Genomic DNA, 13,023 nt, shown 5'->3' with positions numbered 1-13,023 from the left:
TACAACGAAAAAAGAACGCCTAATGTAAGGGTTAGGACGTTCTTTTTGTTTGTTAAATTATTGTTTCACCATGTGTGTTCGTAGGTGCAGGCGGTCTTCCATGGTCGTAAGCAGGTGCACCAGTATTGCCATCAGCTATACCCCAAGGTTCCCCGTGTGTGTAAGATGGAGACCAACCTTCTCCATGTGTATATTCAGGAGAACCACCAGTATGACCGTGACTGTAAGCTAAATCAGGTCTTTGAGGTGACCAGGTATCGCCTATATTTACTGCTATTAGTTTTTGTTTCGTTTTTGCTATTTCATTTGTATGCCCAAATCCTAAAGACGTAATTCCTAATACGGATAATCCAACTATTGTTAATCCAATCTTTTTCATTACTTTAACGCCCCTTTTTCTTCATATTTTCTCCTTGCTTCATTACTCATATAAAAATACTTACTAGCTTGTACATGATTTTCTTCTTGATAGAATGCATTTGCTAGAATTTCATTGTATTCTTGCACGCAATCCCATAGTTTTTCTCCTTCAAAATAAGAAATCCCTTCTAAAATTATTTTTTCTAAGGATAATGCAGAAGTTTTATTATTTAGTTCTTTTAAAATCATAAAATGAGGTAGAAGTTCTTCATTTTTAAGTTCATTACAAATGTGCAGTCCTTTGTCAATCAATTCGTCCGCACGGGCATGTTCTCCTAATTTATAATATTCACGTGCTTCTACAAAAAGGGCTTTGAAATGTTTAGGATTGTTCTTTGTTACTTCAGATACATGTCGAATTGCTAGGTTTGAAAGATTTTGGTTTGCATATAACCATGCTAAGTTATGCCTTACCCTAAGGGCTAAAGATTCTTCATTGTGTCTTTGTAGAATATCTAACGCAGAATTAAGATTGATTTCCGCTTGTTCAAATTGTCTTAAATCTATGCATGATAGCCCATAAACATTGTTACAGGAAGCTACATTAATTTCGTAACCTTCATGTTTGGAAAAGATATCTTTCGCTTTCGTTACATGTTGAATTGCCACTAGAGGTTGGTATGTTTGATAGTGGAATGAAGCAATACGGTAATTAAATTCCGCAAGTTCTATTTCATTTGGTACATACATTAGAAGTTTTTCTGCTTTTTCAAATTCTTCTCTAGCTTTATTGTAGTTTGAAATCATTGTTTCATGAATAGCTTTGAAGAAGTAATAATAATAGGATAGAAAGCTATTTTCGGGTATATCGAAGGAATTAATTTTATTAAAACTATCTTTTGTGATGCTAAGTCCATCTGTTAATACTGTATATCTAAAGTTTAGTAACGAATAATATAGTGATAAGTGTTCATCTTTCTTGGTATTGGAAAGTCTATTTTCTATCTCTTGCTTTAAGTTTGTTGCCTGCATATTTTGTTGTGACAACATAGATTGATACCATTCGTTTAGTAATTGCGTAATCTGTTTATCATCTTTTGTATGAACGTTCATGAAGTCCCCTCCTATTTTAGAATATTCTTATAATTAAGGATAGCAAGAATATAATTCAATGGAAATGCAATTTTTATATTTCTCAATATTTGTCTAACAATTTAATTTTCATTATTAGAGATTGGGTATGTTAGCAAATAAGCATTGATTGTAAAAAGGCAAGGGATTGTTCCTTGCCTTTTTTGTTTTAGTGTCGTCAATTCATGGATTAATAATTTTTTAGGATTTAGTGTCACGTTTTGTGTGTGTAAAGACCAATAGAAAGGGGAGGGAAATACTTTCTTTTCCTTCTTAGACATTCATAAATACAACATTTTTTATGATTTTGTCACAGTAAACTTTTAAAATTATAAAAATCAGTGAGGGACGGCAACATGAAATTATACAAAAGAGAAAAGAAAACACACATTCAAATACAGCAGGAAGATAAGCTAGAACGAATAAAGCGAATTTATGATGATAAAAAAGTAAAGCAGGTGCTTGCAGTAGAAAAAACATGGGATAAGTATGCTTTACTTCGATTGGAAGAAGGAGAGGATGCCTTCCATATCATTTTTAATGATTATTTAATAGGATGGTTAATTCAAACAAATCTCAATAAATTTGAAAATGCATGGAAAAATAAGTGGATTTATCGAGATGATTTTGAAAGTGTATTTTGGGAGAAGTTATGGCATGTGTGTCGAGAACATTCATGGAACGATGAGTATTATCTGTATGAAAAAATCAGAAAGTCATTAGAATGTACAGGTTATAACCTAGTAAAAGCGAAATTAACGACGGATAAGCGAAGGGCTAATCATCAAAATGTTGACCTTATGGCAGACTTAGAAAAGATGGATTCACCTTTTCGTATTGAGAATGATATAGAAATTAAACTATTAATTAATCAGTATTGTAATGATATTAAAGCGGATTTAATAACAACGTATATAGAAAGTCCTCATTTATCATATAGAGACTTAGGGCATTTACATGGGATAAATCATCCTGAAAGAGTGAGACGGATACTTGATTCTGCAAAGAGAAAATTAAGAAAGGATATATCTTGAAAGGACTGCCGTATATGTTCTTTTTATTTATAATAGAAGAAAACTGGTTAATTGACCTTTTTTAAAGGAGGCATATTAAATTTTTCTTAAAAAAAGCCAAGTGTTTAGAACGGTGCAATAATTAAGCATGGTATAATTTCCTTATGAAATACTAGGAAAAGAAGGGGTATTATGGTTCGAGTGAAAAATGATTTTTCCTATCAACAGCAACAACTAGCAAGGGAGGATAACGCATGAGTTTAAATATGTATTTGGGAGAAGTACAAAACCAAACTCAAAGCATGAATGCTGTATGTACTGCTACTATTCAAGGTATGGAACAAGCCATTCAGTCGATTGACGCTTTTGCAATTGATACTGTTCTACAAGGACAAACTTATAGTAGTGCAAAATCATTTTTTGTACAAACCTTTCGTCCTTTAGCACAAGGAATCATTTACTTATGTGAAGAATTAATCCGTCAAAATGATGCTTTTCCAAGTGCCTTTCAATCACAAGTAGCTTCGACAGATGTTATTGAACAAGAGATACTAGAACAAATTCGAGAAATTGACCGAATGAAGACAAGTATGGAAGCCATCAGTCAAGCTATGCCAATCCCAGGTATGGACGCTATGGCGAATCTTTTTACTGTCATGAGGAAAAAACTGCAAGAGAAACTAGAACATTTATACGAATTTAATTATGCTTCTAGTAGTAATTATGATACAGCACTTCAACTAGCTACTAGTATCGCACAAGGTTTAGCAGAGGTACAAAGTGGAAAAGGTTTTAGTCCTGCAAGTGGTACATTTAGTACGCAAGGATTGAATATGGAATGGACAACTTCAATTCAAGCAATTACAGAGGAGAGGGCACGTCAAGCTGCCAATTCAATTGAAGAAGGTGAAATGTGTGGTAAGCTACCTGAAAAATCTACTGGTGAAAAAATTTGGGACGGTATTGTAGATGGTACGGGACAAGCAGTTAGCGATACAATAGACGGAATAAAAGCTTTAGGAGATTGGGAAACGTGGGAAAACATGGGGAACGCTGCTTTGCACCCTATTGATACCCTTAGTACCATGTATAATGCATTGTCGGATTCATTTATTAATGATGTAATAAATGGTGACGCAGAAAGTCGGGCAAAGTGGGGAAGTTATGCTTTAACTCAAGTTGGGCTAGGTCTCATTGGTGATAAAGGATTAAGTAAAGCAAGTAAATTAGGTCAAGTGAGTAAAGTAACTACACTAGGGGAAAAAGCCAAGCAAAGCATTTTACATTTTTCAAATAAATTGCAAACGGGAGACCGCTTTGCCTATGCTGGTATTGGTGAGTTTAGAGATATTCCAAAAACTTCTTTTAATTCTTTAGAAGAAGCACGTAATACATTTATGTTTGCTGACTCTGGTAATTTAAATACACCTAAATTCCAAGACTATCTTAGCCAAGTAGAAGAAATAACAAATAGGAAAATTCCTGAAAATCAAAGAGAATTACTTCAGGAAGCTATAGAAAAAAATGCGTATGAACGATTAAGCAAAGAAGAAGTTGCAAAAAGAAGAAGTGAATTTGGTAGATTAAAAGATGGTTTAATAAAAGAGTGGGAACTTGAGACTAATCAAAAATGGCCTACTTATGAAGAAGAAATTCTTTCAAGAAGAGGAATACCACTAAGACATGTAGATGACCCGTATGATGCCCATCACTTTATTGAAAATGCACACGGTGGAGAACATGAATGGTGGAATATGCATCCAGCTAGATATCCTAATGAACACCAAGGTGGAATCCATGGCAAGGAAGGTATTTCAAAAGAGGTTTTCAAGAAAAAGTAAATAACGGAGGTAGTAAAAATTATGTTTAATTTTTTGAAAGAATATGTTGTAGCAGACAGAAGTGTCCGTTCTAAACAAAAACCTATTTTCTATCCTATATATCAAGATGAGATAGATGAGGCAGAAAGCTTATTACAAATGGAACTTCCAAAAGAACTGAAACGCTTTTATCAAGAAATAGGTTGTGGGTTTTTAAAGTCTGATAAAAGAACGTTTTTCAACAGATTTATGGACCCAATTTCAGTTGCAGATTTCCGTTTAAGGCAAGATATTTATGAATATAATCCAAACCTAGATGATGTAGATGATGAAGAATCATTAGTGTTTTTTGAAGTAACAGAACTTAACTTTTTAACAATTAAATTTAAAGAGGAAAATGAGTTAGGTCAATGTCCTATTTACTCTGAAGATGAGAAAATAGCGGATTCTTTAGAAGGATTTTTAATTAAAATGGATGAAAATCCGGACTATTATATTTAATCTTTTTAAGACTTGCTGTAAGGTGTAGGATTTGAAAAATATCTAATCATAAGCTTTTATAATGTCCATTACCTTTTTTTATTGATGGTACTTTGAATAGATGATACAATCAAATTTAGATAAGCGATAAATTTTGCACTTCTAACCAATAAATAGAAGCATTTAATGATAGTTATGAAATATACAATGCCTTGATATAGCGGCGGTTATACAGTATCCATGTCAAAAGCAAAACCTACGAATTCCGAGTTCATTGCGATGGTTGCGGATAAGCTTAGACTTGAACATAAGGCTAGCTGAGAGTAAAGATAGTAAGGGATTTAAGTTTTAGTAAAGCTTAATCATTCTTTAAATTTATACTCGATATTAAATGTAAAACCAATGAACTTTTTATTTAATGACCAATGAATTTTAGAATTCGTTGGTCTTTTTATTTTATTGAGAACAAGAGATCATTTGATATCATGGAAGATAAATCCCGTTTTTATTAATATTACATATAAGTGAGTTTTTTTATAAGATAATTAAATAGGTATAGATAGGGAGAAGGGGAATGAAAAATAAAATATTAACTTGGCTAGGAATAGTAGCAGCTATGGGAGTTCTTGCTGTTGCAGTTACATTTGGAATGTTAGAACTTGCCGATAATCCAGTAGATAAAGAAGTGAATGCTCAAATAGATAAAAAAGAAGATCCAACGATAGTAGGTAGAGAGGTAGATGGAGTCTTTGTTGATGTGTATGTTACTGAAAATTCTACTGAAAGCGAAGTCATTACAGTGATGCATCACATGACTCATCAAAAAGTAGTGGCAGAACGAAAATCAGAATCCATTCCAATGATTCAAAATAATGCTGAAAAATTAAAAAATATCATAAATAAGAGTGGCTTTGCGAAAAAAAATGAGCTTTTAGAGATTACTGATAGATGGGCGAAAAAAGATTTTAGTCAAATTGTAGAAGATCACAATTATTTCTCGGATACCCAAGAAGGTAGCACTTGTAAAGCGACTAGAGCGATGGATGCGGCAGAAGAGCAACATTATATTTTAACTACATTCGGGGAGGAAAAAGCGAAAGAACTGTACGAATCAGGGGATACTCCGCACGTTCAATAAAAAATAATGTAAGGGGCTTCTAGTTTTTTTATTATCGTGTCTTAAGGACGCAATGGGACTTATAAATAAATAGTCTGCTTTCTTTATGACGTGTAACAAAAAAGAAAAGATGTAATTCATTATTAAATGATGAAGGAACGGCTAAATCGCATCGCAGTACATCTGTTAAAGGATTTTAGTAGGGAAGTCATCCGTGATATAATAGAAAATAATAAAAAGCCCTGCAAAACAGGACTGTATTATTCTTCGTCTTTATTTTGTTTTTCTAATTCAACTAACTTTTGAATTAGAATGTGCTGCGGCATATGCATAAGTTGTTCAAGTGGAACACCTAATGCTTTTGATAGGCGGACTGCAGTGTCTGGAGAAATTTGTAATGGTCTCATAGAAGTACCTCCTTTTTCGTATAGTATAGCATAAGATTGGGGGAGTGAGGATGACTCTTATATTTGCACATCGTGGTGCAGCGGGAACGTACCCAGAAAATACAATGATTTCATTTGAAGCAGCTGAATCTTTTAGAGCAGATGGAATTGAGCTTGATGTTCAATTAACGAAAGATGGAAAAGTTGTCGTCATTCATGATGAAACAGTGGACCGGACAACAAATGGAAAAGGTGCGGTTCGTAATTATTTATATGAGGATTTATGTAAATTAGATGCGAGCTATAAATTCGGTGATAAAGTAGGCTTTTGTAAAATACCTCTTTTAGAAGAGGTGTTAGAATGGATTGATAAAACAGAGTTGCTACTTAATATTGAACTGAAAAATAATAAAATTCCATACAGAGATTTAGAGGAAGAAGTTATAACGCTTGTACGGAAATGTAATCTAGAAGATCGTGTTATATTTTCTTCATTTAATCACTACAGTATGAAAAGGTGTCATATGATGGCTCCTGATATTCAAACAGCGATTTTATATCGCGAAGGTTTGCATAGTCCGTGGGCGTATGCGAAAAAAATGGGCGCTACAGCAGTGCACCCTAATTATCGTTATCTTCAAGATGCTGTTGCTGAATTAACGATGGAGAGTGGTGTAGAGGTTCGCCCTTATACAATTAATGAAGAAACGCTTATGCGTAAATATTTTGATATGAATATTTCGGCGATTATTACTGATTATCCTGAAACGGCAAGAATGTTATTGCCAATAAAAAAATGAGACCGCGTGTAACGGTCTCATTTTTTATTTATAAATAGTGGAGCTTTCCTATCTTTTAAAGCGAGCTTGTACTTTATTTTGTTTACGGTCTCGGTGTAAGATGAAGCCTCCGAAGATATAAAACCCGAGCGCGAAGCAGAGAGCGCCAATTAAAAATTGTAACCACAGTATAGAGAGTGGAGGAAATAGAATCCCGAATACAGTATCTCTCATTAACTTAATGCCAAATACAGCTAATGAAATAGGGATGAGTGCTAATGATAGAGCAAGGTAACGCTGCATATAAACGCTCCTTTTCAGATTATTTTGTTTATTTCAATGATGTTATATGAAAAGGGGGTTTGTCAAGAGGGGGCTGAACGAGTAAGATAAGGGTGTGAAAAATTTTGCAGAGATACTTCGAGAGGAAGTGTAATATATGAAACAAAAAGTTTTAATTGTTGGTGCAGGTGAAGGTGGTAGTACACTGCTGAATCTGTTACAAAGTTCAAATATATTTCAAATTATAGGAATTATTGATATAAATCCGATAGCAAAGGGATTACAAATGGCTAAGGAATATGGGGTTACAATTGGAGAGAGTGTAACGCCGTTTCTTTCTATGCATATTGATGTAATGTTTGATATGACGGGTGACGATGATTTACATAAAGATTTAATAAAGAAAAAGCATAAAGATACTCTTCTTATACCAGGTGATATTGCGAAAATTGTTACGAGATTAGCACATGAGAAGGAAGGTTTAATTGGAAAGTTAGAAGAACAGACGCAGCAAGGGGATTTAATTTTAAATTCTACGCATGACGGTATGATTGTGATTGATCGAGAGGGACAAGTCCGCCTATTTAATAAAAGTGCAGAGCGTATTATCGGATATAAAAAAGAAGATGCGGTAGGGAAATATATTTTAGAAGTTATTCCGACTAGTAAGTTGCTTCGTATTATACGTACCAAACAAATAGAAGTAAATTATGAACTGACATTAGAAAATGAAAAGAAAATTATTACAACCCGTATTCCAATATTAAAAGAGGGAGGAGAGGTACAAGGAGCATTTGCGATTTTTAAAGATATAACAGAGGTTGTAGATCTTGCGGAAGAAGTTACAGATTTAAAGGAGATTCAAACGTTACTTGAGGCGATTATCAACTCGTCTGAGGAAGCAATTTCGGTCGTGGATGAAAAGGGAAGAGGATTAGTAATTAACCCTGCCTATACGAAATTAACAGGTTTAACAGAAGAGGACATTATTGGGAAACCGGCTACAACTGATATTGTAGAAGGTGAAAGTATGCATATGAAAGTACTTCGAACGCGTAGGGCGGTACGCGGAATACATATGAAGATTGGACAAAAGAAGCGTGATGTAATTGTAAACGTAGCGCCAGTTATAGTGGATGGGATATTGAAAGGAAGCGTTGGTGTAATTCGTGACGTATCAGAAATTCAAAAGTTAACAAATGAATTGAATAGAGCAAGGCAAATTATTCGAACGTTAGAAGCGAAATATTCATTTGATGACATTGTCGGGAATTCAGATGAAACAACGGCCGCTATTGAACAGGCGAAACTTGGAGCGAATACACCAGCAACAGTATTACTACGCGGAGAATCTGGAACGGGTAAAGAATTGTTTGCACATGCAATTCATAATGGAAGTAATCGAAAATATAATAAATTCGTCCGGGTAAACTGTGCTGCTATTTCCGAGACTTTATTAGAAAGTGAATTATTCGGTTATGAGGAAGGTGCATTCTCAGGAGCAAAAAGAGGCGGAAAACGAGGTTTTTTTGAGGAAGCGAATAACGGTAGTATCTTTTTAGATGAAATAGGAGAATTGTCTGCAAATACGCAAGCGAAACTCCTTCGCGTGTTGCAAGAAAAAGAAATTGTAAAAGTTGGTGGAACGAAAGCGATACCTATAAATGTCCGGGTAATTGCAGCAACACATGTGAATTTAGAAAAGGGCATTCTAGAAGGAGAGTTTAGAGAGGATTTATATTATCGATTAAATAAAATTCCAATTCAAATTCCGTCTCTTCGTCAGCGAAAAGGAGATATACCAGCAATTGCAGACAGATTGATTCAAAAAATTAACCAAGATTATGGCCGGAATGTAGAGGGGCTCACTGATTCGGCTATTTCATATTTACAATCATATGAATGGCCAGGAAATGTGAGGGAGCTTGAAAACATTTTAGGACGAGCTATTATCTTTATGAATTATAATGAAATATATATTGATGTCCATCATTTACCACCTTTACATACAGAAGAGCAGACTGAGGTAAAACAAAATAAATTATTACCTGAATTAGAAGAAAAGCCACTTGAACATTTAGTGACAGAGTTTGAAGGGCGTATCATTCATGAATGTTTAGAGAGGTTTGATGGAAATAAAACAAAAACTGCAAGAGCATTAGGAATTTCGGTTCGAAATTTATATTACAAGCTAGAAAAGTATGAGTGTGCAAAAAATAGCATGCAATAAATTGCGTACCATGCAATTTATTGCATGGTATACAAAATGCGACAAAAAAAGACAGAATGTTTTGTTATTTTCCAAAGTATTGATTTTACTGCATTTTGAATGCGTTTTCATTATTGGTAAGACCACTTTTAAAAGTTGGCACGGTATTTGCTTTATAAATAGACGAGGGACGACGGAAAGGGTTGATTACAAAATATGAAGTTAGAACACTTAATTGATCAAGCAGCAGGACAGCCTAAAAAAAATGTGGCTGTAGCAGTAGCTGAAGATCATGAAGTAATTGAAGCTGTAGCGAAAGCAATTAAATTACAGCTAGCTCAATTTCGTCTATATGGAAATCAAGAAAAAATAATGGGGATGCTACAAGAACATGGTTTACAAACTTCAGAACACATTGAAGTGATTGCAGCAGCGTCAAGTGCTGAGGCTGCAGAACTTTCTGTTAAAGCTGTAAGAAATGGCGAAGCAGATGTGCTTATGAAGGGAAACATCCCAACAGCAAATATTTTGAAAGCTGTATTAAATAAAGAGTGGGGACTTCGTAAAGGTAGCGTACTTTCACACGTTGCAGCATTTGAAGTTCCAAATTACGATCGTCTTATCTTTGTTACAGATGCAGCGATGAACATTGCACCTGATGTAACACAAAAAGCTGCTATTATACAGAATACTGTAGAAGTTGCCCAGGCAATAGGAATAGATTTGCCAAAGGTAGCACCAATTGCAGCAGTAGAGGTTGTGAATCCTGCGATGCAAGCGACAATTGATGCCGCGATGTTAACTCAAATGAATCGCCGCGGACAAATTAAAAATTGTGTCGTTGATGGACCACTTGCTTTAGATAATGCAGTATCACAAATTGCAGCAGAACATAAAGGCATAGTAAGTGATGTAGCAGGTAAAGCAGACATTTTACTCGTCCCAACGATTGAAGCTGGAAATGTGCTATACAAATCACTCGTATACTTTGCGGATGCAAAAGTAGGAGCTATGATTGCTGGCGCAAAAGCACCGATTGTTTTAACATCTCGTGCTGATTCAGCAGAAACAAAAGTATATTCATTAGCATTGGCAGTTACGACTGCTTCAAAATAAACCAAACAGGGTAAAACACTAGGGGGAAACGACAATGACATTAGAAATCTTCGAATACTTAGAAAAATATGATTATGAGCAAGTAGTATTTTGTCAAGATAAAGAATCTGGTTTAAAAGCAATCATCGCAATTCATGATACAACACTTGGACCAGCTCTTGGTGGAACAAGAATGTGGACATATGATTCTGAAGAAGCGGCGATTGAAGATGCATTGCGTCTTGCAAAAGGGATGACATACAAAAACGCAGCAGCCGGCTTAAACTTAGGTGGTGCGAAAACAGTAATTATCGGTGATCCACGTAAAGATAAGAGCGAAGCGATGTTCCGTGCATTAGGACGATACATTCAAGGACTAAACGGACGTTACATTACAGCTGAAGATGTTGGTACAACAGTAGATGATATGGATATTATTCACGAAGAAACTGATTTTGTAACAGGTATTTCACCATCATTCGGTTCTTCTGGTAACCCATCTCCAGTAACTGCATACGGTGTTTATCGTGGTATGAAAGCAGCTGCGAAAGAGGCTTTCGGTACTGATAATTTAGAAGGAAAAGTAATTGCTGTTCAAGGTGTTGGTAACGTAGCGTATCACCTATGCAAACATTTACATGCTGAAGGAGCAAAATTAATCGTTACAGATATTAATAAAGAAGCTGTACAACGCGCGGTAGAAGAATTCGGTGCATCAGCAGTTGAGCCAAATGAAATTTACGGTGTTGAATGTGATATTTACGCACCATGTGCATTAGGCGCAACAGTTAATGACGAAACTATTCCACAACTTAAAGCAAAAGTAATCGCAGGTTCTGCAAATAACCAATTAAAAGAAAATCGTCACGGCGACATGATTCATGAAATGGGTATTGTATACGCACCAGACTATGTTATTAATGCTGGTGGTGTAATTAACGTAGCAGACGAATTATATGGATACAATAGAGAACGTGCACTAAAACGTGTTGAGTCTATTTATGACACAATTGCAAAAGTAATCGAAATTTCAAAACGCGATGGCATTGCAACTTATGTAGCAGCAGATCGTTTAGCTGAAGAGCGCATTGCAAGCTTGAAAAATTCTCGTAGCACATACTTACGCAACGGTCACGACATTATTAGCCGTCGCTAATCATTCATATATTACTTTTACAAAAGGTGTGGTTACCTCTTATGAGGTTTCCACCTCCTTTTGAATTTATTAGTGGAGGTAGCAACAGTGTCTTTAAATCGAATTCTTGTTATTAATCCGGGTAGTACATCCACAAAAATTGGTGTTTTTGATAATGAAAGGCCCGTTTTAGAAGAAACTATTCGTCATGACGAAGAACAAATTGGAAAATATAAGAGAATTATCGATCAATATGAGTTTCGCAAAGAAACGATTTTAGAAGTTCTACATTCTCATGGTATTAACATTTCAAAGTTAAACGCAGTTTGTGGGCGTGGGGGATTACTTCGTCCAATCGAAGGCGGAACATACACAGTAAACGATTCGATGTTAGAAGATTTAAAAAATGGGTTTAGCGGTCATCATGCTTCAAACCTTGGAGGTATTTTAGCATATGAAATCGCTTCTGGATTAAATATTCCGGCATTTATAGTAGATCCTGTCGTTGTAGATGAAATGGAGCCGATTGCTCGTATAAGCGGTATTGCTGGTATGGAACGTAAAAGTATTTTCCATGCATTAAACCAAAAAGCGGTTGCTCGTAAAGTGGCTGAAGAATTAAATCACAAATACGAGGATTTAAATTTATTAGTTACACATATGGGTGGCGGTATTACAGTTGGTGCTCATAAAAAAGGAAAAGTTATTGATGTAAATAACGGCTTAAACGGAGAAGGACCATTTAGTCCAGAGCGTGCGGGTACAGTACCGGTAGGGCAATTAGTGGAGATGTGTTTCTCTGGTGAGTATTACCGTGACGAAATGGTTAAAAAACTTGTTGGACAAGGTGGACTTGTAAGCCTAATCGGTACAAATGATGCGATCAAAGTAGAACAAATGGTTGAAAAAGGTGATCCGGAAGCAACTCTTATTTATAAAGCAATGGCATATCAAGTTGCAAAAGAGATTGGCGGAGCTAGCGCTGTACTTCACGGGAAAATTGATGCAATCGTTTTAACTGGTGGACTTGCGTACAGTAAAATTCTTGTTGATGAAATAAAAGAACGTGTTGACTGGATTGCAGATGTTATCGTACATCCAGGGGAAGATGAATTACAAGCATTAGCAGAAGGAGCACTTCGTGTATTACGTGAAGAAGAAGCGCCGAAAGAGTATGTTGTACGAGAAAAACAAACAGTAGCTAGGGGTTGAGATA

General features: G+C 35.3%; 13 protein-coding genes and 1 pseudogene. 10 read left to right on the top strand and 4 right to left on the bottom strand.

Annotated features, from left to right (window positions below; translation table 11 throughout):
• Positions 1–52: 52 nt before the first annotated feature.
• The gene (locus tag JDS82_RS02490) at positions 53–379 is read right to left on the bottom strand and encodes a hypothetical protein (protein ID WP_199712551.1); all 327 of its coding nucleotides are present in this window, start codon (positions 377–379) and stop codon (positions 53–55) included.
• On the bottom strand, positions 379–1,473 hold the full coding sequence (locus tag JDS82_RS02485; protein WP_199712550.1) for a response regulator aspartate phosphatase: 1,095 nt from the start codon (positions 1,471–1,473) through the stop codon (positions 379–381). Before JDS82_RS02485 ends, JDS82_RS02490 begins: the two co-directional genes overlap by 1 nt.
• 374 nt (positions 1,474–1,847) lie before the next feature.
• Between JDS82_RS02485 and JDS82_RS02480 the strand changes: the two genes are divergently transcribed.
• The 5 genes and pseudogenes from JDS82_RS02480 to JDS82_RS02460 all read left to right on the top strand — a co-directional run bounded on the left by JDS82_RS02480 (position 1,848) and on the right by JDS82_RS02460 (position 5,942).
• Positions 1,848–2,525, top strand: a complete 678-nt coding sequence (locus JDS82_RS02480; RefSeq protein ID WP_199712549.1) for a sigma-70 family RNA polymerase sigma factor — start codon at positions 1,848–1,850, stop codon at positions 2,523–2,525.
• Between the two features lie 233 nt (positions 2,526–2,758).
• On the top strand, positions 2,759–4,345 hold the full coding sequence (locus JDS82_RS02475) for a T7SS effector LXG polymorphic toxin (protein ID WP_199712548.1): 1,587 nt from the start codon (positions 2,759–2,761) through the stop codon (positions 4,343–4,345).
• A 21-nt stretch (positions 4,346–4,366) separates the two neighbouring features.
• Positions 4,367–4,825, top strand: coding sequence for an SMI1/KNR4 family protein (locus tag JDS82_RS02470; RefSeq protein ID WP_016136809.1), 459 nt, complete (start codon positions 4,367–4,369; stop codon positions 4,823–4,825).
• A 204-nt stretch (positions 4,826–5,029) separates the two neighbouring features.
• Positions 5,030–5,125 (top strand): annotated as a pseudogene (locus tag JDS82_RS02465) (sporulation initiation factor Spo0A C-terminal domain-containing protein); the annotation flags it as partial.
• Positions 5,126–5,378: 253 nt separating this feature from the next.
• Positions 5,379–5,942, top strand: coding sequence for a PRK06770 family protein (locus tag JDS82_RS02460; protein ID WP_064470281.1), 564 nt, complete (start codon positions 5,379–5,381; stop codon positions 5,940–5,942).
• A 239-nt stretch (positions 5,943–6,181) separates the two neighbouring features.
• On the opposite strand, the gene JDS82_RS02455 is transcribed toward JDS82_RS02460, so the two are convergent.
• Positions 6,182–6,328 carry a YycC family protein gene (locus tag JDS82_RS02455; RefSeq protein WP_001247671.1) on the bottom strand — a complete coding sequence of 49 codons (147 nt, stop codon included), beginning with the start codon at positions 6,326–6,328 and terminating at the stop codon, positions 6,182–6,184.
• 50 nt (positions 6,329–6,378) lie between these two features.
• Between JDS82_RS02455 and JDS82_RS02450 the strand changes: the two genes are divergently transcribed.
• On the top strand, positions 6,379–7,107 hold the full coding sequence (locus JDS82_RS02450; protein WP_199712547.1) for a glycerophosphodiester phosphodiesterase: 729 nt from the start codon (positions 6,379–6,381) through the stop codon (positions 7,105–7,107).
• A gap of 48 nt (positions 7,108–7,155) precedes the next feature.
• Here JDS82_RS02450 and JDS82_RS02445 read toward each other — a convergent pair whose 3' ends face one another.
• The gene (locus tag JDS82_RS02445; protein ID WP_199712546.1) at positions 7,156–7,389 is read right to left on the bottom strand and encodes a DUF2627 domain-containing protein; all 234 of its coding nucleotides are present in this window, start codon (positions 7,387–7,389) and stop codon (positions 7,156–7,158) included.
• Positions 7,390–7,525: 136 nt separating this feature from the next.
• On the opposite strand from JDS82_RS02445, the gene JDS82_RS02440 reads away from it, so the two are divergent.
• The 4 genes from JDS82_RS02440 to buk all read left to right on the top strand — a co-directional run bounded on the left by JDS82_RS02440 (position 7,526) and on the right by buk (position 13,019).
• The gene (locus tag JDS82_RS02440; RefSeq protein ID WP_000810987.1) at positions 7,526–9,598 is read left to right on the top strand and encodes a sigma-54 interaction domain-containing protein; all 2,073 of its coding nucleotides are present in this window, start codon (positions 7,526–7,528) and stop codon (positions 9,596–9,598) included.
• 195 nt (positions 9,599–9,793) lie between these two features.
• Positions 9,794–10,693: a phosphate butyryltransferase gene (yqiS, locus tag JDS82_RS02435; protein WP_199712545.1), complete on the top strand. Its 900-nt coding sequence runs from the start codon at positions 9,794–9,796 to the stop codon at positions 10,691–10,693.
• A gap of 34 nt (positions 10,694–10,727) precedes the next feature.
• Positions 10,728–11,828 carry a leucine dehydrogenase gene (locus tag JDS82_RS02430; RefSeq protein ID WP_000171359.1) on the top strand — a complete coding sequence of 367 codons (1,101 nt, stop codon included), beginning with the start codon at positions 10,728–10,730 and terminating at the stop codon, positions 11,826–11,828.
• Between the two features lie 87 nt (positions 11,829–11,915).
• The gene (buk, locus tag JDS82_RS02425; protein WP_000056195.1) at positions 11,916–13,019 is read left to right on the top strand and encodes a butyrate kinase; all 1,104 of its coding nucleotides are present in this window, start codon (positions 11,916–11,918) and stop codon (positions 13,017–13,019) included.
• Positions 13,020–13,023: the final 4 nt, after the last annotated feature.

The sequence above is a fragment of the Bacillus cereus group sp. N14 genome (genome assembly GCF_016483555.1).
GTDB classification, from domain to species: domain Bacteria; phylum Bacillota; class Bacilli; order Bacillales; family Bacillaceae_G; genus Bacillus_A; species Bacillus_A wiedmannii.
This window is presented reverse-complemented; position numbering and strand designations above follow the sequence as displayed.